36 protein-coding genes are annotated in these 21,612 nt (G+C 30.4%); 35 read left to right on the top strand and 1 reads right to left on the bottom strand.

All coding sequences use genetic code 11. The annotated features are described in order from the left end of the window. Positions 1-386: 386 nt before the first annotated feature. The 34 genes from rpsJ (at position 387) to IBJ83_RS05040 (ending at position 17,919) form a co-directional block, all read left to right on the top strand. A complete protein-coding gene (rpsJ, locus tag IBJ83_RS05205) occupies positions 387-698 on the top strand; it encodes a 30S ribosomal protein S10 (protein ID WP_269902522.1) in 312 nt (103 codons plus the stop codon). Between the two features lie 52 nt (positions 699-750). After that, positions 751-1,377 carry a 50S ribosomal protein L3 gene (rplC, locus tag IBJ83_RS05200; RefSeq protein WP_068473758.1) on the top strand — a complete coding sequence of 209 codons (627 nt, stop codon included), beginning with the start codon at positions 751-753 and terminating at the stop codon, positions 1,375-1,377. A gap of 17 nt (positions 1,378-1,394) precedes the next feature. Beyond that, on the top strand, positions 1,395-2,018 hold the full coding sequence (gene rplD / locus IBJ83_RS05195) for a 50S ribosomal protein L4 (protein WP_068473755.1): 624 nt from the start codon (positions 1,395-1,397) through the stop codon (positions 2,016-2,018). After that, entirely contained in the window at positions 2,015-2,305 is a 291-nt protein-coding gene (rplW, locus tag IBJ83_RS05190; RefSeq protein ID WP_197415927.1) for a 50S ribosomal protein L23, read from the top strand. Before rplD ends, rplW begins: the two co-directional genes overlap by 4 nt. Positions 2,306-2,322: 17 nt before the next feature. Continuing rightward, positions 2,323-3,156, top strand: coding sequence for a 50S ribosomal protein L2 (rplB, locus tag IBJ83_RS05185; RefSeq protein WP_068473749.1), 834 nt, complete (start codon positions 2,323-2,325; stop codon positions 3,154-3,156). A gap of 16 nt (positions 3,157-3,172) precedes the next feature. Next, positions 3,173-3,457: a 30S ribosomal protein S19 gene (gene rpsS, locus IBJ83_RS05180; protein WP_009372520.1), complete on the top strand. Its 285-nt coding sequence runs from the start codon at positions 3,173-3,175 to the stop codon at positions 3,455-3,457. Positions 3,458-3,476: 19 nt separating this feature from the next. Then, positions 3,477-3,809 carry a 50S ribosomal protein L22 gene (gene rplV, locus IBJ83_RS05175; protein WP_068473746.1) on the top strand — a complete coding sequence of 111 codons (333 nt, stop codon included), beginning with the start codon at positions 3,477-3,479 and terminating at the stop codon, positions 3,807-3,809. 17 nt (positions 3,810-3,826) lie between these two features. Continuing rightward, on the top strand, positions 3,827-4,561 hold the full coding sequence (gene rpsC / locus IBJ83_RS05170) for a 30S ribosomal protein S3 (protein WP_068473744.1): 735 nt from the start codon (positions 3,827-3,829) through the stop codon (positions 4,559-4,561). A 23-nt stretch (positions 4,562-4,584) separates the two neighbouring features. Further along, complete coding sequence (rplP, locus tag IBJ83_RS05165) at positions 4,585-5,019, top strand: 50S ribosomal protein L16 (protein WP_004833615.1); 435 nt, start codon at positions 4,585-4,587, stop codon at positions 5,017-5,019. After that, positions 5,009-5,215, top strand: a complete 207-nt coding sequence (rpmC, locus tag IBJ83_RS05160) for a 50S ribosomal protein L29 (RefSeq protein WP_009448199.1) — start codon at positions 5,009-5,011, stop codon at positions 5,213-5,215. The genes rplP and rpmC overlap by 11 nt, the downstream gene beginning before the upstream one ends. Before the next feature lie 6 nt (positions 5,216-5,221). Then, positions 5,222-5,476, top strand: coding sequence for a 30S ribosomal protein S17 (rpsQ, locus tag IBJ83_RS05155; protein ID WP_004833613.1), 255 nt, complete (start codon positions 5,222-5,224; stop codon positions 5,474-5,476). Between the two features lie 24 nt (positions 5,477-5,500). Next, positions 5,501-5,869, top strand: a complete 369-nt coding sequence (gene rplN / locus IBJ83_RS05150) for a 50S ribosomal protein L14 (RefSeq protein ID WP_068473741.1) — start codon at positions 5,501-5,503, stop codon at positions 5,867-5,869. A gap of 14 nt (positions 5,870-5,883) precedes the next feature. Then, entirely contained in the window at positions 5,884-6,195 is a 312-nt protein-coding gene (rplX, locus tag IBJ83_RS05145; RefSeq protein WP_068473735.1) for a 50S ribosomal protein L24, read from the top strand. A 19-nt stretch (positions 6,196-6,214) separates the two neighbouring features. Beyond that, positions 6,215-6,757, top strand: a complete 543-nt coding sequence (gene rplE / locus IBJ83_RS05140; protein WP_082713912.1) for a 50S ribosomal protein L5 — start codon at positions 6,215-6,217, stop codon at positions 6,755-6,757. A 15-nt stretch (positions 6,758-6,772) separates the two neighbouring features. After that, complete coding sequence (gene rpsN / locus IBJ83_RS05135) at positions 6,773-7,042, top strand: 30S ribosomal protein S14 (RefSeq protein WP_004833609.1); 270 nt, start codon at positions 6,773-6,775, stop codon at positions 7,040-7,042. Positions 7,043-7,067: 25 nt separating this feature from the next. Continuing rightward, positions 7,068-7,463 (top strand): 30S ribosomal protein S8, encoded by a 396-nt coding sequence (gene rpsH / locus IBJ83_RS05130; RefSeq protein WP_068473732.1) that lies wholly within the window; start codon positions 7,068-7,070, stop codon positions 7,461-7,463. 34 nt (positions 7,464-7,497) lie between these two features. Further along, positions 7,498-8,037, top strand: a complete 540-nt coding sequence (rplF, locus tag IBJ83_RS05125) for a 50S ribosomal protein L6 (protein ID WP_068473728.1) — start codon at positions 7,498-7,500, stop codon at positions 8,035-8,037. 16 nt (positions 8,038-8,053) lie between these two features. Beyond that, positions 8,054-8,419 carry a 50S ribosomal protein L18 gene (gene rplR / locus IBJ83_RS05120; RefSeq protein WP_068473725.1) on the top strand — a complete coding sequence of 122 codons (366 nt, stop codon included), beginning with the start codon at positions 8,054-8,056 and terminating at the stop codon, positions 8,417-8,419. Between the two features lie 17 nt (positions 8,420-8,436). Beyond that, complete coding sequence (rpsE, locus tag IBJ83_RS05115; RefSeq protein ID WP_068473721.1) at positions 8,437-8,943, top strand: 30S ribosomal protein S5; 507 nt, start codon at positions 8,437-8,439, stop codon at positions 8,941-8,943. Between the two features lie 14 nt (positions 8,944-8,957). Next, complete coding sequence (gene rpmD / locus IBJ83_RS05110) at positions 8,958-9,137, top strand: 50S ribosomal protein L30 (protein ID WP_068473718.1); 180 nt, start codon at positions 8,958-8,960, stop codon at positions 9,135-9,137. Positions 9,138-9,150: 13 nt separating this feature from the next. Next, entirely contained in the window at positions 9,151-9,600 is a 450-nt protein-coding gene (rplO, locus tag IBJ83_RS05105) for a 50S ribosomal protein L15 (RefSeq protein WP_068473713.1), read from the top strand. Between the two features lies 1 nt (position 9,601). Then, entirely contained in the window at positions 9,602-10,879 is a 1,278-nt protein-coding gene (secY, locus tag IBJ83_RS05100) for a preprotein translocase subunit SecY (RefSeq protein ID WP_201275636.1), read from the top strand. Positions 10,880-10,896: 17 nt separating this feature from the next. Beyond that, a complete protein-coding gene (locus IBJ83_RS05095) occupies positions 10,897-11,538 on the top strand; it encodes an adenylate kinase (RefSeq protein ID WP_201275635.1) in 642 nt (213 codons plus the stop codon). A gap of 27 nt (positions 11,539-11,565) precedes the next feature. Then, positions 11,566-11,847, top strand: a complete 282-nt coding sequence (locus IBJ83_RS05090; protein WP_068473705.1) for a KOW domain-containing RNA-binding protein — start codon at positions 11,566-11,568, stop codon at positions 11,845-11,847. Between the two features lie 12 nt (positions 11,848-11,859). Beyond that, the gene (gene infA / locus IBJ83_RS05085; protein ID WP_004833593.1) at positions 11,860-12,078 is read left to right on the top strand and encodes a translation initiation factor IF-1; all 219 of its coding nucleotides are present in this window, start codon (positions 11,860-11,862) and stop codon (positions 12,076-12,078) included. A 16-nt stretch (positions 12,079-12,094) separates the two neighbouring features. Then, a complete protein-coding gene (gene rpmJ, locus IBJ83_RS05080; RefSeq protein ID WP_011026314.1) occupies positions 12,095-12,208 on the top strand; it encodes a 50S ribosomal protein L36 in 114 nt (37 codons plus the stop codon). Between the two features lie 23 nt (positions 12,209-12,231). Further along, entirely contained in the window at positions 12,232-12,600 is a 369-nt protein-coding gene (gene rpsM / locus IBJ83_RS05075) for a 30S ribosomal protein S13 (RefSeq protein WP_068473703.1), read from the top strand. 13 nt (positions 12,601-12,613) lie between these two features. After that, a complete protein-coding gene (gene rpsK / locus IBJ83_RS05070; protein ID WP_068473700.1) occupies positions 12,614-13,009 on the top strand; it encodes a 30S ribosomal protein S11 in 396 nt (131 codons plus the stop codon). Positions 13,010-13,071: 62 nt separating this feature from the next. Further along, positions 13,072-14,013 (top strand): DNA-directed RNA polymerase subunit alpha, encoded by a 942-nt coding sequence (locus IBJ83_RS05065; protein WP_201275634.1) that lies wholly within the window; start codon positions 13,072-13,074, stop codon positions 14,011-14,013. A 17-nt stretch (positions 14,014-14,030) separates the two neighbouring features. Then, the gene (gene rplQ, locus IBJ83_RS05060; RefSeq protein WP_009372580.1) at positions 14,031-14,375 is read left to right on the top strand and encodes a 50S ribosomal protein L17; all 345 of its coding nucleotides are present in this window, start codon (positions 14,031-14,033) and stop codon (positions 14,373-14,375) included. 166 nt (positions 14,376-14,541) lie between these two features. After that, positions 14,542-15,474, top strand: coding sequence for a phosphate ABC transporter substrate-binding protein (locus IBJ83_RS05055; RefSeq protein WP_201275633.1), 933 nt, complete (start codon positions 14,542-14,544; stop codon positions 15,472-15,474). Between the two features lie 100 nt (positions 15,475-15,574). Further along, positions 15,575-16,438, top strand: coding sequence for a phosphate ABC transporter permease subunit PstC (gene pstC, locus IBJ83_RS05050; protein WP_201275632.1), 864 nt, complete (start codon positions 15,575-15,577; stop codon positions 16,436-16,438). Further along, positions 16,425-17,282, top strand: a complete 858-nt coding sequence (locus tag IBJ83_RS05045; RefSeq protein ID WP_201275631.1) for a PstA family ABC transporter permease — start codon at positions 16,425-16,427, stop codon at positions 17,280-17,282. The genes pstC and IBJ83_RS05045 overlap by 14 nt, the downstream gene beginning before the upstream one ends. After that, positions 17,254-17,919, top strand: coding sequence for a phosphate ABC transporter ATP-binding protein (locus IBJ83_RS05040; protein WP_201275630.1), 666 nt, complete (start codon positions 17,254-17,256; stop codon positions 17,917-17,919). The genes IBJ83_RS05045 and IBJ83_RS05040 overlap by 29 nt, the downstream gene beginning before the upstream one ends. A 1-nt stretch (position 17,920) precedes the next feature. On the opposite strand, the gene IBJ83_RS05035 is transcribed toward IBJ83_RS05040, so the two are convergent. Next, entirely contained in the window at positions 17,921-18,361 is a 441-nt protein-coding gene (locus IBJ83_RS05035) for a helix-turn-helix domain-containing protein (RefSeq protein ID WP_201275629.1), read from the bottom strand. A gap of 252 nt (positions 18,362-18,613) precedes the next feature. Between IBJ83_RS05035 and IBJ83_RS05030 the strand changes: the two genes are divergently transcribed. Then, positions 18,614-21,601: a DUF1542 domain-containing protein gene (locus IBJ83_RS05030; RefSeq protein WP_201275628.1), complete on the top strand. Its 2,988-nt coding sequence runs from the start codon at positions 18,614-18,616 to the stop codon at positions 21,599-21,601. The last annotated feature ends 11 nt before the right edge of the window (positions 21,602-21,612 follow it).

Raw genomic sequence — 21,612 nt, 5'->3', positions numbered from 1 at the left:
TTTTCAAATTTTTTCATAAAAAAATTTTATAAAAACAAAAAATATATTAAAAATGTAATTCAAATCACATAATAAAATATTTTTGAAAAAACGCTTAAAAATTCGAAAAAAAACTTAAAAAAATTCAAAAAAAGTATTGCAAAATCTATTTTGTTATTGTATAATATATGAGTGCTTGTGTGCACAAAAAGGCGTTGACGAAATAGGTTGCTCACATTAAACGGCTGTTTTACAGCTTGTGAGGTAATTATTTCTGAGTATGTCGAACTAGATTTCGGCGACGGGTCGCCGTATTTTTTAGAAGTGAAAATGGAACACACGGATGAGTTGATACGGAAGACCTAGTTGCATGATGCCAAAACATGCGAAATAAGGAGGTAAAAAAATTGGCAAACAAACAAAAAATCAGAATTAGATTAAGAGCTTACGATCATGAATTAATCGATAGCTCAGCACAACAAATAGTGGAATCTGCAAAGAGAACTGGTGCAGAAGTATCAGGACCTATTCCACTACCAACAGAAAAGGAAATCATTACAATCTTAAGAGCTGTTCACAAATACAAATATAGTAGAGAACAATTCGAACAAAGAACACATAAAAGACTTATTGATATCCTAAACCCAAATCAAAAGACTTTGGAAAGTTTAAAGAAATTAAATCTTCCAAGTGGGGTAGATATCGAAATTAAGTTATAAATCTTAGAATGATTGTAAATCAATCCGCTGTAAGTAATAGGAGGTGTACTCAATGAAGAGTATTTTAGGTAAAAAAATTGGAATGACTCAAATTTTTACTGAAGATGGAGCAGTTGTTCCTGTAACAGTTGTTGAAGCGGGCCCAATGTTCGTTATACAAGTTAAAACTGTTGAAACTGATGGTTATAATGCAATCCAATGTGGATATGTGGACAAAAAAGAAAAGAAGGTTACAAAACCTCTTAAAGGACATTTTGACAAAGTAAGTGTTGGATATAAGAGATTTGTAAGAGAATTTAGATTAAACGAAGGCGAAACTTTTGAAACTGGACAAGAAATTAAAGTTGACTTATTTGCTGAAGGAGATAAGGTTGATGTTATCGGAACTTCTAAAGGTAAAGGTACTCAAGGTGCTATCAAGAGATGGAACTACGGAAGAGGACCAGAAGGTCACGGTTCGAAATCTCACAGAGTAGCCGGTGCTAGAAGTGCTGGTACTTATCCAGGTAGAGTACTTAAAGGTAGAAAAGCAAGTGGAAAAATGGGAAATGAAAAAAGTACTGTTCAAAATCTTGTTGTTGTAAAAGTTGACGTTGAAAAGAACCTAATTCTTGTAAAAGGTGCTATTCCAGGACCTAAAGGTGGTTTAGTAACAATTAGAGAAGCGGTTAAGAGATAGTTTAAGGAGGATAAATAATGCCTAAGGTTAATGTTTATAACCAACTTGGAGAAGTTGTTGGTGATATAGAATTAAACGAAGCTATTTTTGGTGTTGAAGTTAATGAACATGTTGTTTATGAAGTAGTAAAGAACCATTTAGCTAATAGAAGACAAGGCACTCAATCTGCTAAAACTCGTGCAGAAGTACGTGGAGGCGGAAGAAAGCCTTGGAGACAAAAAGGTACTGGTCGTGCTAGACAAGGTAGTATAAGAGCTCCTCAATGGAAAGGTGGCGGGGTTGTATTCGCACCAAAGCCAAGAAGCTACAGATACTCAGTTCCTAAGAAAGTAAGAAGACTTGCTATGAAGTCAGTTCTTTCTTCAAAAGTTCTTGAAGGAGAATTAAGAATTTTAGATGCTTTAACAGTAGATGCATTCAGCACTAAGAAAGCAAAAGAAATATTAAGAAACTTAAATTTAGAAACAAAGACTATGATAGTTTTACCAGAAGGAAATGATATGATTATTAAATCATTCGCTAACCTTCCAAAGATTGAAACTGTTGTTGTAGATTATATGAATGTTTATGATTTAATGAGATTTGATAATCTTGTAATCGTAAAAGATGCCTTATCAAAAATTGAGGAGGTGTATGCATAATGACAGCATATGATATTATTATTAAACCAGTTGTAACTGAACGTTCAATGGAAAATATGGAATCAAAAAGATACACTTTCAAAGTTGATACTAAGGCTAACAAATCAGAAATTAAAAAAGCCGTAGAAACAATTTTCGGTGTAAAAGTTAAACAAGTAAACACAATGAATATTACTGGTAAGAAAAAAAGAATGGGAGCTAATGTTGGCAAAAGATCTGATTGGAAAAAAGCCATTGTTACTCTTACAGAAGATTCTAAAGAAATTGAATTTTTCGAAAGTATTTAATATAGGAGGTAATATTAATGGCTATTAGAAAGTATAAACCAACTTCTGCTGGTGTACGTGGAATGAGCGTTTTAACTTTTGATGAGATAACTAAGACTCAACCTGAAAAGTCTTTAGTAGTTTCTTTATCAAAATCAGGCGGAAGAAATTCATTAGGTAGAGTTACCGTTAGACATAGAGGTGGCGGTGCTAAGAGAAAATATAGAATAATAGATTTTAAAAGAAATAAAGATGGAGTACCTGGAAAGGTTGCATCTATCGAATACGATCCAAACAGAACAGCTAACATAGCATTAATTCATTATCTAGACGGAGAAAAAAGATATATCTTAGCTCCAGAAGGATTAAAAGTTGGAGCTATGATAGAATCTGGAGAAAATGCAGATATCGTAATCGGTAATGCTTTAAAATTAAAAGACATTCCAGTAGGTACAAATGTTCATAATATTGAATTAAAACCTGGAAAAGGTGGACAATTAGTAAGAAGTGCAGGTTCTGAAGCTCAATTAATGGGTAAAGAAGGAAGATTTGCACAATTAAGATTACCTTCAGGTGAATTTAGATTAATTCATTTAGAATGTAGAGCAACTGTTGGACAAGTTGGTAACTTAAGTCACGAACTTGTAACAGTAGGTAAAGCAGGAAGATCAAGACATATGGGCAAAAGACCTCACGTTAGAGGATCTGCAATGAACCCAGTAGATCACCCTCACGGTGGTGGGGAAGGTAGAACTCCTGTTGGACGTCCAGCACCTTCAACTCCTTGGGGTAAACCAGCTTTAGGACTTAAGACTAGAAAGAAAAACAAAAAGTCTAATAAGTTCATAGTAAGAAGAAGAACTAAAAACTAATTAAGGAGGAGAACAAATGGGTAGATCTCTTAAAAAAGGACCATTTTGTGATGATCATCTTTTAAAGAAAATAGATGCATTAAACAGTGCAGATGAAAAGAAAGTTGTAAAAACTTGGTCAAGAAGAAGTACAATTTTTCCACAATTCGTTGGACACACAATAGCTGTTCATGATGGAAGAAAGCACTTACCAATTTATATTACTGATGATATGGTAGGACATAAACTTGGAGAGTTCGTTTTAACTAGAACTTACAAGGGACATGTTGGAAAGAACGAAAAAAATAGTAAAGTAAGATAATAGATAAGGAGGGAATAACATGCAAGCTAAAGCAATTGCAAAATATCAAAGAATTTCACCTCTTAAAGTAAACTTTATTTGTAGAGAAATAAGAGGAAAGCATGTAGATGAAGCTTTATCTATTCTAAGATTCACTCCAAAAGCGGGTGCTAGATTATTAGAAAAGGTATTAAAATCAGCTGTCGCTAATGCGGAAAACAATCATAATTTAGATAGAAAAGACCTTTATGTATTAGAAGCTTATGCAAATGATGCTCCAGTTATGAAAAGATGGAGACCAAAGGCTAAAGGTTCAGCTTACCCAATTTTGAAAAGATCAAGTCATATTGGTGTAACAGTAGCAGAAAAATAGTGTAAGGAGGATAAAAAATGGGTCAAAAAGTTAATCCTCATGGGTTAAGAGTTGGAATAATCAAAGATTGGGACTCAAGATGGTTTGCCGACAAAAAAGAATTCGGTAATTTATTAGTAGAAGACCACAATATTCGTAAACTTGTTAAAAAAGAGGTAGCTCTTTCAGGAGTACCTAAAGTTGAAATAGAAAGATCAGCAAATAGAGTAAAGGTTACAATTTTCACTGCTAAACCAGGAATGGTAATCGGAAAATCAGGAGCTGGCGTTGAAGAATTAAGAGTTAAGATTGAAAAATTAACTGGTAAAAAAGTAATTGTTAATGTTGAAGAAGTTAAAAGACCTGACTTAAGTGCTCAATTAGTTGCTGAAAACATTGCAGGACAATTAGAAAGACGTGTATCTTTTAGACGTGCTATGAAACAAGCTATGCAAAGATCATTAAAATCTGGAGCAAAAGGTATTAAAACTGCTGTTTCAGGAAGACTTGGTGGAGCTGATATGGCTAGAACTGAAGGATATTCTGAAGGAACAATTCCTCTACAAACTTTAAGAGCTGACATTGAATATGGATTCGCTGAAGCTGATACAACTTATGGAAAATTAGGTGTAAAAGTTTGGTTATACAAAGGAGAAGTTCTTCCAGGAATGAAAGCTGCTGTTATTGAAGAAAGACCAGCTAAAAAAGACAGAAGAAACAAGAAAGACAATAAGAAAAGATTTAATAAAACTGGCGCTAAGAAAGAAGCTTAGTTGCCGGAAGGAGGAAAGAGTCTATGTTAATGCCTAAGAGAGTAAAATATCGTAGAGTTCATAGAGGCAGAATGACTGGTAAAGCTCTAAGAGGAAATACAATTTCTTACGGAGATTATGCAATTCAAGCATTAGAACCTTGCTGGATGACTGCAAACCAAATCGAATCTGCAAGACGTGCGATGACAAGATATATAAAAAGAGGCGGTAAAATTTGGATTAAAGTGTTCCCTGATAAGCCTGTTACTAAAAAACCTGCTGAAGTAAGAATGGGTTCTGGTAAAGGGGCTCCTGAATATTGGGTAGCAGTTGTTAAACCAGGTAGAGTGTTATTCGAAATGAGTGGAGTTCCTGTTGATGTAGCTAGAGAAGCTATGAGACTTGCTGCTCATAAATTACCTGTAAAGACTAAATTTATAACTCGTGAGATGAAGGAAGGTGAAGCTAATGAAAATTAAAGAAATTCGCCAAATGAACGATAGTGATTTACAAGCAAAATTAAAAGATTTAAAAGTAGAATTATTTAATCTACGTTTTCAATTAGCCACTGGACAGTTAGAAAATCCTATGAGAATTGGTGGCATTAGAAAAGATATAGCTCGTGTTAAAACTATTATCAGAGAACGTGAGCTTAATGCTGGAAAGGAGGCTTAATACTATATGGAAAGAAATAGTAGAAAAGTCATAATAGGAAATGTAGTTTCTAATAAGATGGATAAGACAATAGTTGTAGAAGTTGCAACTTTCGTTTCTCACCCACTTTATAAAAAACAAATGAAAAAAACTACAAAATTTAAAGCACATGATGAAAATAATGAATGTTTAATTGGTGATAGAGTTAAAATTATGGAAACAAGACCTCTTTCAAGAGAAAAGAGATGGAGACTTGTTGAGATACTTGAAAGAGTAAAATAATTTTCATCTGGAAAGGAGTATCGTATGATTCAAACAGAAAGTCGTTTAAAAGTTGCTGACAACTCTGGCGCTAAAGAACTTCTTGTTATTAGAGTACTAGGTGGTACTAATAAGAAATATGCAAAAGTTGGCGATATAGTAGTATGTGCTGTTAAAAGTGCTGCACCAGGTGGAGTTGTTAAGAAAAGCGACGTTGTAAAGGCGGTAATCGTTAGAACAACAAATAGTATAAAAAGAAATGATGGAAGCTACATTAGATTCGATGATAATGCAGCAGTAATTATAAAAGATGATAAAAACCCAGTTGGTACAAGAATTTTCGGTTCAGTTACAAGAGAGCTAAGAGCTGGTAACTTTATGAAGATTATATCTCTTGCACCTGAAGTATTATAATAGGAGGTGTTAGAATGAAAATTAAATCTGGAGATACTGTTATTGTAATTGCAGGAAAAGATAAAGGTAAGACTGGTAAAGTAGTTAAAACTTTAGCTAAAGAAAATAGAGTAATAGTTGAAGGAGTAAACGTTCAAACTAAACACAAAAAAGCTAAAAGCCCTAAAGATGAAGCTGGTTTAATCAAAGTTGAAGGAAGTATTGATGCTTCTAACGTAATGTACTTTGATACAAAGGTAAATAAGCCTTCTAAAATTGGTTACACTCTTGAAGGAGATAAAAAAGTTAGAATCAGTAAAAAAAGTGGTTCAAAAATAGATAAATAGTTGAAAGGAGGCAATCTCGGTGACTTCCAGAATGCAAGTTAAATATAAAGAAGAAATAGTTTCTGCTTTAATGGAACGTTTTAAATATAGAAATATTATGGAGGTTCCTAAACTAGATAAGATTGTTATCAACATCGGTTTAGGTTCAGCTAAAGATAATCCAAAAGCTTTAGAAAGCGCTTTAAGAGATTTGGAAATTATTTCAGGTCAAAAACCTGTAATAACTACTGCTAAAAAATCAATTGCTAACTTCAAATTAAGAGAAGGTATGAAAATTGGTACTAAGGTAACTCTTAGAGGAGAAAAAATGTATGATTTCCTAGATAGATTAGTTAATATAGCTCTTCCACGTGTAAGAGACTTTAGAGGTGTTAGCGCTTCAAGTTTCGATGGTAGAGGAAATTATGCATTAGGTATAAAAGAACAATTAATATTCCCAGAAATCGTATATGATATGATTGATCAAATAAGAGGAATGGATATTATAATAGTTACTACTGCTAAGACTGACGAAGAGTCTAAAGCACTTTTAGAGCTATTAGGAATGCCTTTTAAAAAGTAGTAGGAGGGAAATTTAATGGCTAAAAAATCAATGGTACAACGTGAATTAAAACGTCAAAAGTTAGTTGAAAAATATGCTGCAAAACGTGCAGAATTAAAAGCCAAAGGGGACTATGTTGGTTTAAGCAAATTACCAAGAAATGCATCACCAACTCGTTTACACAACCGTTGTAAAATCACTGGACGTCCTCATGGATATATTGGAAAATATGGAATCAGCCGTATTGTATTCCGTGAATTAGCTTACAAGGGAGAAATTCCTGGCGTTAAAAAGGCTAGTTGGTAATATTTAGATAAAGGAGGAAGCTTATATGATGACTGATCCTATAGCAGATATGCTTACAAGAATTAGAAACGGAAATAATGCAAGACATTCATCTGTTGAAATACCTGCATCTAAAATGAAAAAGAATCTTGTACAAATTTTATTAGATGAAGGTTTTATTGAAGGATATAACGTAACTGAAGATGACAAACAAGGTATCATCACAGTTGACTTAAAATATGGAAAAAATAACGAAAAAGTTATCTCAGGACTTAAGAGAATTTCAAAACCTGGTTTAAGAGTTTACGCTAGAAGCCACGAAATTCCAAAAGTTTTAGGAGGACTTGGAATCGCAATTATCTCAACATCAAAAGGAGTTGTAACTGATAAAGTTGCTAGAAAAGAAGGTATTGGTGGAGAGGTTCTTTGTTACGTTTGGTAACAGACTTAAGGATTAAAACTAAGGAGGTAAACCAATGTCAAGAATTGGATTAAAACCAATTGTTGTTCCTGCTGGAGTTGAGGTAATCTTGGGAGAAGAAAACTTTGTTGAAGTAAAAGGACCTAAGGGAGTATTAACTCAACAATTAAGCAGAGAAATGAACATTAAAATGGAAGGCGATACAATAAATGTAGAACGTCCTTCTGAAATAAAAAGACATAAATCACTTCATGGATTAACAAGAACTTTACTTGCTAACATGATTGAAGGTGTTTCAAAGGGATTTACTAAAACTTTGATTATAGAAGGAACTGGATATAGAGCAGCTAAAGCTGGAAATAAATTAACTTTAAACTTAGGATATTCTCATCCAATTGAAGTTTTAGATCCAGAAGGAATTACTGTTGAAGTTCCTGAACCAAATAAGATAGTAATCAATGGTATTGATAAACAAAAACTTGGAAACTTTGCAGCGAATATTCGTTCTCATAGAAGACCTGAACCATATAAAGGAAAAGGTGTTAGATATGAAGGAGAATACATCAGACGTAAAGTTGGTAAGACTGGTAAATAGGAAGGAGTGAAATTTAATGTTAAAGCAAATTAACAAAAATGAAAATAGAAAAGCAAGACATGCTAGAGTAAGAAAAAAAGTTTCTGGAACTCCTGAAAAACCAAGATTAAATTTATATAGAAGTAATACTAATATATATGCTCAAATTATAGACGATACTAAAGGTGTAACTTTGGTTTCAGCTTCAACTTTAGATAAAGAATTTGCTTCATTAGAATCAAAATCAAACAAAGAAGCTGCTAAAGCTGTTGGTCTTGCAATTGGTAAAAAAGCAATTGAAAAAGGCATTACAGAAGTAGTTTTTGATAGAAGTGGTTACTTATACCATGGAAAAGTTAAAGAATTAGCTGATGGAGCCAGAGAAGCTGGACTTAAATTTTAGTATCAGGAGGGTAATTAATGGAACTTTTAATTAAAGAAGTAGAAAAATTAGAATTAGAAGAAAGAGTAGTTGCCATCAACCGTGTTACTAAAGTAGTAAAAGGTGGTAGAAACTTTAGATTTAGCGCTCTTGTTGTTGTTGGTGATGGAAACGGACACGTTGGTGTTGGTATTGGTAAAGCACTTGAAGTTCCTGAAGCTATTAGAAAAGGCGTTCAAGATGCTAAGAAACACGTAATTAGAGTACCTCTTGTAAATACTACAATTCCTCATGAAGTTGTTGGAGTTTTCGGAGCAGGTAGAGTTTTATTAAAACCTGCCGGAGCTGGTACTGGAGTTATCGCTGGTGGTCCTGTTCGTGCGGTTTGCGAACTTGCTGGAATTAAAGATGTAAGAAGTAAATCTTTAGGAACTACTAACGCTAGGAATATAGTTAACGCAACTATGGAAGGATTAAAGAATCTTAAGAGAGCAGAAGATATTGCTAGATTAAGAGGAAAATCCGTAGAAGAAATATTAGGTTAAGGGGGGCTTTTAAAATGGCAAAGCTCAAAATAACACTTAAAAAGAGTAAAATTGGTAGAATAGAAAAACATATTAAAAATGTTGAAGCTTTAGGTTTAAAAAAAGTTGGTCAAACAGTTGTTAAAGAAGACACTCCATCAATTAGAGGTATGATCAATCAAATTAGTTTTATGCTTGAAGTTGAAGAAATTTAAGGAGGTATAAAGCGTGAAGTTACATGATTTAAGACCTGCTGAAGGTGGAGGCTCAAAAGCAAGAAAGAGACTTGGTAGAGGTTACGGTTCTGGACTTGGTAAGTACGGTGGTAAAGGACGTGACGGTCAAAACTCAAGATCTGGCGGTGGAGTAAGACCTGGATTCGAAGGTGGACAAATGCCACTATTTAGAAGACTTCCAAAGAGAGGTTTTACTAACATTTTCGCTAAAGCATACGCAGAAGTAAATGTAGAACAATTAAATATTTTTGAAGACGGTACAGAAGTTACTGAAGAATTAATATTTGAAGTTAATTTAGCTAAAAGAGCTAAAGCAAAAGATGGAGTTAAAATTTTAGGAAATGGAGAATTAACTAAAAAATTAACAGTTTCTTGTAGCAAGTTTACTAAAAGCGCTATCGAAAAGATAGAAAGCATTGGAGGAAAGGTAGAGGTGATCTAATATGTTCAAAACTCTATCTAATGCATGGAGAATAAAAGAAATCAGAAGTAAAATGATTTTCACATTATTGATGATTGTTGTTTATAGACTTGGTAACATCATTCCTATTCCATTTATGGATAAGAATGTTGTTAACCAACTTATGAACGGTAACTCAGGTGGTTTAGTAAATTTACTAGACTTACTTGCTGGGGGTAGTTTAAAGCAAATGAGTGTTTTTGCTCTTAGTATCTATCCTTATATCACAGCATCAATAGTTGTCCAACTTCTTACAATTGCATTCCCAAGACTTGGAGAAATTGCAAGAGATGGAGAAATGGGCAGAAAAAAAGTTGCAAAATATACAAAAATAGGTGCAGTAATTCTTGGAATATTCGAAGCAATGGCAATAGCAAATGGATTATTTGCTAAAGCGATAGTTGCAAAAGGATATATTCAATCAGGATTAATTATTACATCTTTACTAGCAGGCTCAATGTTCTTAGTTTGGTTGGGAGAAATAATTACTGAAAAAGGAATTGGTAATGGTATTTCAATCATCATCTTCCTTGGTATAGTTTCAAACCTACCAACACAAATCGGAACATTTGCTTACGGAATTATGACTGGAACAGTTGGAATTTTGACAATAATAGGTGTTGTACTAGCAGCTATTGCAATAGTTGTAATCGTTGTGCTTATCAACGAAGGTGAAAGAAAAATAACAGTACAATATGCTAAAAAAGTTGTAGGAAGAAAAATGTATGGTGGACAAGCTACTCACATTCCTGTTAAGGTTAATATGAGTGGTGTAATGCCTGTAATCTTTGCATCATCTTTATTAGCTATGCCACAAACTCTTTCATTATTATTTGCTGGTGGAACTCCAAGTTGGATTAGCTCTTATTTAACAGTTGAAGGTTCAGTTGGTGTATATGTATATTCAATATTAAACTTTATATTGATTATATTATTTGCATTCTTTTATTCATCAATTCAATTCAACACTGTTGAATATGCAAAAAATTTACAACAATATGGTGGGTTTATTCCAGGAATTAGACCAGGAAAGCCTACTGGAGAATATTTACAAAAAATATCAAATAGAATTACTTTCTCAGGTTCTATTATATTAGCTTTAGTTGCTTCAGCACCAATAGTCCTTTCACGTTTAAGTGGAATGAGAATAAACTTTGGTGGAACATCAGTTATAATCATAGTTGGTGTTGTAATTGAAACAATGAAACAAATAGAATCTATGATGTTAATGAGACACTATAAAGGTTTTTTAAATAAATAGTTTATAGGAGATAAAATATGAGACTAATTTTGTTAGGACCCCCAGGAGCTGGGAAGGGAACTCAAGCGTCAAGTATCGTTTCTGAATATGGAATAACACATATTTCAACAGGAGATATTTTTAGACATAATATAAAAAATGAAACAGAACTTGGAAAAAAAGTTAAATCTTACTTAGATAACGGTCAATTAGTACCAGATGAACTTACTATTGACTTAGTTTGGGACAGACTTTCAAAAGATGACTGTAAAAATGGATTTTTACTAGACGGTTTTCCAAGAACAATTAATCAAGCAGAAGCTTTACAAAAAGGCTTAGAAGAAAGAGGACTTAAATTAGATAGAGTTGTGAACATTGAAGTTGACAAAAATATCTTAGTAAAAAGACTTTCTGGAAGAAGAGTTTGTAAAGACTGTGGAACTCCTTATCATGTAGATGTAAACCCAACTAAAGAAGAAGGTGTTTGCGATAAATGCTCAGGTGAAGTTATTCAAAGAGCTGATGATAATGAAAAAACTGTATTGGATCGTATAGAAGTTTATGAAAATCAAACTTTTCCTCTAATTGAATTTTATACGAATTTAGGCTTGATTTTAACTGTTGATGGTACTTTACCTATTGAGGATGTCTTTTCACAAATTAAGGAGTCTCTTTCTTAAAATGTCTAACATTTGGGAGAGTGTACTATGGATCTAAATTTTGATTTTAAAGTAGGTCAGGTTGTAAAATCACTTAAGGGCCGTGACAAGGGCGAAGTAATGATCGTAGTTGAGGTAATAAGTTCATCATTAGTAAAGGTTGCTAATGGTAGTAACAGACCTCTTTCTAAACCTAAACTTAAAAAGTCAAAGCATTTGCAAATTTATAATGACGTGCTTAAAGATTTTAGTTTGAATCCATTATCATTTAATGATTCTAATGTGAGAAAACTATTAAAATCATATATACAAGATAATGTAGAAAAATAGGAGGTTCTTTAAATGTCCAAAAAGGATGTTATAGAAGTTGAAGGAACTGTTATTGATGCTATGCCGAATACTATATTCAAGGTTAAACTTGCAAATGGTCATGAAATAACAGCTCATATATCAGGAAAATTAAGAATGAATTATATAAGAATTCTTCCGGGAGATAAGGTATTAGTTGAACTTTCACCTTATGACTTAACAAAAGGAAGAATAACTTGGCGAAACAAGTAGCATAGGAGGGACTTAAATGAAAGTAAGACCATCAGTAAAGAAAATGTGCGAAAAATGTAAAATCATCAAGAGAAAAGGTAGAGTAATGGTGATTTGTGAAAATCCAAAGCACAAACAAAAACAAGGTTAAGAAAGATGGAGGTGTAGGTAACAGTGGCAAGAATTGTAGGTGTCGACTTACCAAGAGAAAAAAGAGTAGAAATTGGTTTAACTTATATCTATGGTATAGGTAAAAAAACTTCAAATGATATTCTTAGAAATGCTGGAATTAATCCAGATACAAGAGTTAAAGATTTAACTGAAGCTGAAGTTGCTTTAATAAGAGCTGAAATAGATAAATATCTTGTTGAAGGTGATTTACGTAGAGAAATCGCTATGAATATTAAGAGATTAAGAGAAATAAACTGTTACAGAGGAATCAGACATAGAAGAGGATTACCTGTAAGAGGACAAAATACTAAAAATAATGCCAGAACAAGAAAAGGTCCAAAGAAAGTTTCTGGTACTAAAAAAGGTAAATAAGGAGGGGATTTAATTGGCAGTTAAGAAACAAAAAGCTCGTATAAAAAGAAGAGAGCGTAAAAACATTGAAAAAGGACAAGCTCATATCGTTTCTTCATTTAACAACACTATGGTAACTCTTAGTGATTTGAACGGTAATGTAATTTCTTGGGCAAGTGCTGGACAATTAGGTTTTAGAGGTTCAAGAAAATCTACTCCATTTGCTGCACAACAAGCTGCTGAAGAAGCTGCAAAAAAAGCTATGGAACATGGACTAAAAGTTGTAGAAGTTTACGTTAAAGGACCTGGGTCAGGTAGAGAAGCTGCTATCAGATCATTACAAGCTACTGGACTTGAAGTTAGTTTAATTAAAGATGTTACTCCAATCCCACATAATGGTTGCAGACCACCAAAGAGAAGAAGAGTGTAATTGCAGACTTTTAAAGGTATTTAAAAGTTTCGATATGAATTAGACTAAGGAGGATAAAGTCTATGACAGAAGATTTAAATACAAGTATTGAAGTTTTAGATATAGATCTTGAAAAAAACTATGGTAAATTTGCTATAATGCCTCTTGATAGAGGATATGGTACTACGCTAGGTAATTCTATGAGAAGAGTTCTTTTAGGTTCTCTTCCTGGCTCTGCCATAGCAACTGTTAAAATTGACGGTGTTGGACATGAGTTTACAACAATTAAAGGCTCAATCGCTGACGTTCCTGAAATTTTAATAAATATTAAGGGAATTGCATTAAGGAAATTTAATGAAGAACCTGTAGTATTAGAATTAAATGTAAAAGGACCAAAAGTAGTAACAGCTGGAGATATTTCTGAAAATCAAAATGTTGAAATAGCTAATAAAGACCACTATATAACAACTCTTAACGAAGAGGGAGAAATCAGAATGGATCTTTTAGTTTTAAATGGTAAAGGATATAGAGTTAGCGATTTGAATAAAGAATATTGCGATATTAATTCAATAGCAGTTGATTCTTCATTTTCTCCTGTAAAGAAAGTAAACTTTACAGTAGGAAATACTAGAGTTGGACAAAGTATAGATTTTGACAAACTTGAAATTGAAGTTTGGACAGATGGAACTATAACTCCACAAGAAGCTCTTTCAACAGGTGCTGGAATCTTTATAGATTATTTAAGTCTATTTAGAGCATTACCAGACATTAATCTTGATAATTCAAGTATAAAAGATGGTAAAAATTTAGATGCTAATAGTGTTTTATCTAAGAGTGTTGAAGAATTAGATTTATCCCTTAGAAGTTTTAACTGTTTGAAAAGAGCAAACCTTGATACAGTTAAAGATATTATTTCACAAGATATAGAACAACTAAAGAAGATTAAAAACTTTGGTAAAAAATCTGTAGAAGAAGTAATAGATAAAATGCACGAATTAGGTTTAAAATTTTTAGATGAAGAATAAAAAGAGGAGGTAGTACTTTGGCTAATTTAAGAAAACTTGGACGTAGAGCTGACCATAGAGATGCAATGCTTAGAAATCAAGTTCAATCTCTTATTGAAAATGGTAAGATTGAAACTACGTTAACAAGAGCAAAAGAAACTAGAAGAGTAGCTGAAAAAATGATAACTCTTGGTAAAAAAGGCGATCTTCACGCAAGAAGACAAGCTTTAGCTTATATTTACAAGACTGAAACAGTTCATAAGCTATTTGAAGAAATTGCTCCACTTTACAAAGAAAGAAACGGTGGATATACAAGAATATTAAAGCTAGGACCTAGACAAGGGGACGCAGCTGAAATGGCAATTTTAGAGTTAGTAAAATAATTTACTTAATATAAAATCAAGGCACTGAGAAATCAGTGCTTTTTTTGTAAAAAATTATTTATAATAAATTCTTATGAATAGTTTTTATCTATTAGTAAAATTTATTTTACATTATACTAACTTTGATGTAGAATATAAGTATATATTTATTTTTTAGGAGGATATTATGAAAAAATATTTTAAAAAATTAACTGCGCTTTTAGCTGTTTGCGTTTTACTTACAGCTTGTGCTGGTCAAAAACAAAATACTGAAAAGAAAGAAGAAACTAAAACGGCAGAAAAGAAGTCTGATACTGTAAATGCACAAATCAGTTTTAGTGGTTCTTCAACTTTAGCTCCGGTAATCAACAAGATTTCTACTGATTTTATTGAAAAACATACTACTTGGGATAAGGTTGATTCTTCATTGCCAAAGGAAAATATAACTATTTTCGTATCTGCCGGTGGTTCAGGTGCAGGTGTTAAGGCTGTTCTTGATAAGGTAGCAAATTTTGGTATGCTTGCTCGTGATATAAAAGATAGTGAAAAAGAAAAAGTTAAAGATTTAGAATCATTTACTTTAGGAATTGACGCTCTTTGTCTTTGTGTTCACCCTGAAAATAATATTATAAAAGCTAAGAATGGAAATTTAACTAAAGAAGAAATTATAAAGATTTTCTCAGGAGAATATAAAACTTGGAAACAAGTTGACCCATCATTGCCTGATGAAGAGATTGTAGTTGTTACTCGTGATTTAAGTGGTGGAGCTCATGAAGTTTTCCAAAAGAAAATAATGAAAGAAACAAAGGTTAAACAAGATGCAATTCAAGCTCCTTCAATGGGTGCATTAGTTTCAAAAATCATTGAAAATAAAAATGCTATCGGTTATGCATCATTTGGTATAACTAATCAAAATAAAGGAAAATTAATTCCATTAAAGGTTGATAATGTTGAGCCTACTGAAGAAAATATTTTGAATAAGAGTTACTATATTTCAAGACCTTTAATCATTATGAAGAGTGGAAAACTTACTGCAACAGAAAAAGTATTTGTTGATTTACTTCAATCAGAAGAAGGAAAGAAAACTATAAAAAATATGGGATTCATTCCAAGTAAATAATAGGTTAGTGGCTAAAGATATGGAGTTTTTTCCTTTCTTGCTATTTAAGATTACAAATTTTTAGGAATACTTTTTGGTATTCCTATTTTTTGGAGTTGTTATGAAAAATAAAATTTTTAAACATACGATATATTTTTTTACATTATTTACTATTTTGCTTTTATTAACTTTGATAGTATTTTTGTATAATCAGTCCTATCCTTTTTTTATAAAGAATGATTTTATAAAATTCATTTTTAATAAAACTTGGGATGCAAGTGAGTTTTCTGGAAGTTTTGGAATTTTTAATATTTTACTTGCGAGTATTTTTATATCCATACTTGCTTGTGTGATTTCACTTCCAATTGCTTTTGGAACTTCACTTTTTATATGTTTTTATTGTAAGAAATCTAAGACAATTTTAATGTGGCTTATAAATATTTTGGCAGGTATTCCGTCAATTATTTATGGTTTTTTCGGAATGTTTATAATCGTAAAAAATATAGAAAAAATATTTAAAGTTTCGGCAGGAGAAAGTGTGCTTGCCGGTAGTATTATTTTATCAATTATGATTTTACCTTATTTTGTTTCAAATTTAATTGAAACTATTGAACTTATAAAAAATAAATATAAAAGAGATTCTGACGCTTTGGGAATTAGCAAGGAATTTTTTATAAGAAAAATTGTTTTGAAAAAGTTAAATTTTTCAATTTTAACCGGTTTTATGATTTCATTTTCAAGGGCTATTGGAGAAACTATGGCAGTTATGATGGTGATTGGAAATGCTCCAATTTTTCCAAAGCTATTGTCAAAGGCTCAAACAATTCCTTCACTTATTGCTCTTGAGATAGGAATGAGTGAGGTTTATAGTGAGCATTATTATGCGCTTTTTGCAAGTGGTTTTGTGCTTTTGATTTTGGTTTTAATCATAAATATTTTGTTGTTTTTGATTAACAGAAAGAGAGATAATTATGATAAGATTTAAGGATAATTTAATTAAAATTTTTGCATATTTTTCAATTTTCGTGGTTATGATTGCAATTTTTTCAATTTTTTCTTTTATATTTTTCAATGGCTTTTCAGAGATAAGTTTAAAATTCTTAATGGAAAATCCTAAGGGATTACCTATAGGTGTTGACGGTGGAATAAAAAATGCGATAATAGGTTCGTTTTTGCTTATGTTGTTATCAATGATTTTTTCAACGGTTTTGGGAGTTTGCTTTGCGATTTATAATAAAATTTTTTGTAAATCAAGATTTTTAAAAACTGTTTTAAGTTTTGTTGTTCAATGTGTTTCATCAATTCCGTCTATAATTATCGGACTTTTTGTTTATGGTTTTTTTATTGTAACTTTAAACATTCCAAAGAGCTTATTTACTGCAAGTATTGCTCTTTCTCTTATGGTTTTTCCATTCGTTGAGTTAAATGTGGAAAAGCTACTTGCGGAGTTTGATAGGCAATGTATAAGAGATAGTTATGCTCTTGGAATTGATAAGTTGTATATGTGTAGAAAATTAATTTTACCAACTATTTCAAACAAAATAGTTTCAATTTCAATTTTGGCAGGTAGTTATGCAATCGGAGCTACTGCTCCATTGCTTTTGACCGGTGTTGTTTTTATGGCAAAACCGAATGGACTTTTAAGTCCGGTTATGGCTTTACCATTCCATTTGCATATGTTGCTTAGTCAATCCTTTGGAACTCAAAAGGCTTATGCAACAGCTTTGGTTTTGATTGGGATTTTGATTATTTTGAATTTGTTGTCTGAAATTATAATGAGAAATATTGGAGGTAAAGTAGTTGAATATATTAGAAATAAGAAATCTTAGCATTTTTTATAAGGAAAAAGAAATTTTGAAAAATGTTAATTTGGATATTAAAGAAAATGAAATAATTTGCATTATGGGAAGTTCAGGCTCAGGTAAATCTACTTTGCTTTCCTGTTTAAATGGATTTTTAGTTGAAAATGGTGGAAATTATACGGGTGATGTATTTTTAAAAGGAAAAAATATAAGAGATATAAAGCCGATAGATTTGAAACGGAAGATGTCAACTCTTTTTCAAGATTCAAAGCCTTTTGACTTTTCAATAGAAAAAAATCTTACCTATGCAATGGAGTTCTATGAGGGAAAGATTAAGAACAAAAAAGAAAGAGTTAAAAATCTACTTGAAAGTGTAAATTTGTATGATGAAGTAAAGGATAATTTAAATATTTCTCCTTCAAAATTATCAGGAGGACAAAGACAAAGACTTTGTATTGCAAGGATGCTTACAACTTGCCCAGAAGTTTTGATTTTTGATGAACCTTGTTCTTCTTTAGATGAGAAAAATTCTATAATAATTGAATCTCTAATAAAAGAACTTTCAAAAAAATACACTATAATAATTTCAACTCATAACGAAAAACAAGTGAACAGACTTGCAGATAGAATAATTAGAATTGAAAATTACAAATTGCAAGAATAAGTTAGCCAATTGAAAAAACTTCAAAAGGTGTTCTATAGTTAAATAGTTTTTTAGGATAATTATTTATCCAATTTTTAATAAATGCTACTCTTTTCTGAGTAGTATTTTTTGTTCCTTTTGGTAAAAATCTTCTTATGAGTCTGTTGTGGTTTTCGTTGCTTCCTCTTTCATAACTGCTATATGGATGTGCATAATATATTTTTTCATAGTAAAATACTTCATATAATCTTGCAAACTCTGCTTTATACACTTTTTTAAATTTTCCATAACATGTTCTTTGAATTACTAATCCTCTTTTTATTTCATTATTTATTATTTGAGGACTTTTTCCTAAAAGTCTTACTATTTCTCTATTACTTTTTCTTTCTTTTTTCCATTTTTCTATTAATTTTCTTAAATCTATTGTTAAATGCTTATGTTTTATGTTACAATTATTGTGCATCTCATTGAGGTTCCTTTCTTAGTTTTTTGTCAATTACTATTATACCTCTTTGAGATGTTTTTTTCTATTCTTACTGGCTAACTTAATTTTACAATATGGGTTACAATATACGTTAATAAGTCATAGATAAAAAATGTAAAAAACTATTGACAATATATATATATATAATATAATTGTAAAAGAATGAAAAAAAGTTTTTTTTATAAGAAAAATGAAAGATTAAAAAAATTATATAAAAAGAGAGGGGTTAAAATGAAAAAATTAAGTAAAAAAAGAGTTGTAAGTACTTTACTTTTAGCAGTTATGGTTTCTCCTTTAACTAGTGTTACAAATTTACAAACTGTTATAAAAGCACAAACTCAAACAGAAGTAACTATTAAAGATAAGGCGTTAGAAAATGCTTTAAAAAAAGCGATAGCAGATAAAAAACATCAAAATGTAAGTAGTATAACTAAAATTTATAAAGAAGATTTAGAAATATTAGATTTTAGTTTAGAGTTAAATGATGAAAATATTAAAAGTTTAGAAGGGGTAGAAAATTGCAAAAATTTAAAAAAACTTTATTTTAAAAATTTAAATGTAACAGACTTTTCTAAAATTAAAGCTTTAACGAACGTTAAAGAAATTTATTTTGAAAATTTAAATAAAGATGCTGATATATCGGCAATTTCTAGCTTAACTAATCTTGAAAAAATTAGCTTTGAAAATTTAAAATTAAAAACTTATCCTAATTCTTTATCAAATTTAACTAAACTAAAAGAAATTACAATGAGAAATACTAATTTTAAAAATGTAAGTTCTTTAAAAAATTTAACTAATTTAGAAACGTTAATAATTACAGGTCAAGGTTTAAGTGAACCACATAACGAGAAAGAAGAACAATTAACAGATGAAAATATTAAAGATTTATCTACTCTTACAGGATTAACTTGGCTTGGTTTATCGGATAATCAAATAACTGATTTATCTTCTATAAAAAACTTAACAAAATTAGAACATTTAAATTTAAATGATAATAATAATTTAGAAAGTTTAGATCCGATAAAGGATTTAACAAAATTAGAAGATTTAAGTTTTTCTCTTACTAAAGTTAATAACTTAAAACCATTAGAAAATTTAAAAAATCTTAAACAACTTAGATTTATTAGATTAAATCAATATGGACCAGAAAATATTGATTTAACTCCATTAACAAATTTAACAAAATTAAATTATTTTGATGCACCACATGCAAATATATCAGATGTAACAGCACTAAAGGGAAAGACATTTGAAGAATTAAATATAAATGATAATAAAATTAAAGATTTTTCTGTTATAAAAGATGAACTAGAAAAATTTAAAAAATTAAAAAATTATCAAGAAAATCAAATAGTAGATGACTTTAAAGATCAATGGATATATCATGAATTAAAAAACGTTAATGATAAAGTTGATTTAACATTAAAAGATGAAAATGGAACAGTTGAACAAATTACAAATGATAATTTAAAGAAAAATGAAGATGGAACATATTCTTTAAAAACATTAAAAACTACTCAGTTTAAAGTTGGTAAATATTGGACTGTAAGGATAGATGCAAGAGAACTTATAAGAAAAGAAAAAATTGATCAAGTAAATAAAGTATATGATGATATAATAAACAATATAGAAAATGATAATTCTTTAGTTCAAGAAGAAAAAGACAAGTTAAAAAAAGATTTAGAAAAATATTCAAAAAATATGCGTGATAAAATATTACAAAAGATAAAAGATGAATGGAACGAAGATGAAATAATAAAAGTAGCAGATGGCTTTAGTGCAGCAGTCTATAAGCCTGAAATTATCGAAAAAAATAAAGAAAAAACAAAAGCAAAATCTGAAATAGAACAAAAAGCAAAAGAAAAAACAGATGCTATTAACACGGATAAAAGCTTAACAGATGAAGAAAAAGATGAGCTAAAGAAAAAGGTAGAAACAAAAAAAGAAGAAATTAAAAATTCTATATCTAAAAAAGGTACAAAAGCTGAAGTAACTTCAGAAAAAGAAAACGGACTAAAAGCTCTAGATGAAATAAAAATAGAAGAAAAAGATAAGAAAAAAACAAAAGCGAAAGAAGAAATAGAAAATCTTAAAAATTTAAGTGAAGATGAAAAGAAAGAATATAACGTACAAATAGACTCATCTACAAAAAATTCAAATATAGATACTGTAATAGAAGATGCAAAAAAGAAAGATTCTGAAAAGTTAGAAGCGAAAAAACAATCTGTAAATGATAAAATAGATAAAGAATTTACATCATTAAAAGAAGAAGAAAAAACATCATTAAAAGAAGAAGTAAAAAATGCAACTACATTAAAAGATTTAGATATAATCTTAGAAAAAGCACAAGCTTTAAACGAAGGAAACTTAGAAAAATATAAAGAAAGTGTAAAGAAACAAATAGAAGAACTTAAAAACTTATCTAAAGAAGAAAAAGATAAGCTTATAAATAGCTTAACACCATTAGATAGTAAAGAAAAAGTAGATGAAGTTTTAACAAAAGCAAAAGAAAAAGATAAAGAAAATCTAAATTTCGAAAAAACAAAAGCAAAAGAAGAAATAGATAAGTTAGACAACTTAAGTAAAGAAGAAAAAGACAGCTTTAAAACTAGAATCGATAATGCTACAAATAAAGATGACATTAATAAAGTACTAGAAGAAGCGAAAGCGAAAAATGAAGAAAACAAAAAGCCAAAAGTAAATCTAGATGCTGAAAAACAAAAGGCAAAAGAAGAAGTAGATAAGTTAGACAACTTAAGTAAAGAAGAAAAAGACGGCTTTAAAACTAGAATCGATAATGCTACAAATAAAGATGACATTAATAAAGTAGTAGAAGAAGCGAAAGCGAAAAATGAAGAAAACAAAAAGCCAAAAGTAAATCTAGATGCTGAAAAACAAAAAGCAAAAGAAGAACTAGATAAAAAAGTAAAAGAAAAGATAAAAGAAATTAAAAATTCTACTTTAAGTAAAGAAGAAAAAGAAAAGCTAATATCGAAAATTTTACAAAAGCAAAAAGAATTAGAAGAAAAAATAGAAAAAGGAAACTCAAAAGAAGAAATAGAAAAAGTTTTAGAAAAAGTAAAAGAGAAAATCGAAAATATAAATGTTAAAAAAGGTAAAAAAGAAAAATTACCAAAAACATCTATTTCTACAATAGGAATATCTTTAACAGCTTTAAGTTTACTTGGATCTATAGTTTCTAAAAAGAAAAAAAGATAATTTAAAAACAC

This window comes from Parvimonas parva, from assembly GCF_016552165.1.
Classification (GTDB): Bacteria; Bacillota; Clostridia; order Tissierellales; family Peptoniphilaceae; genus Parvimonas; species Parvimonas parva.
This window is presented reverse-complemented; position numbering and strand designations above follow the sequence as displayed.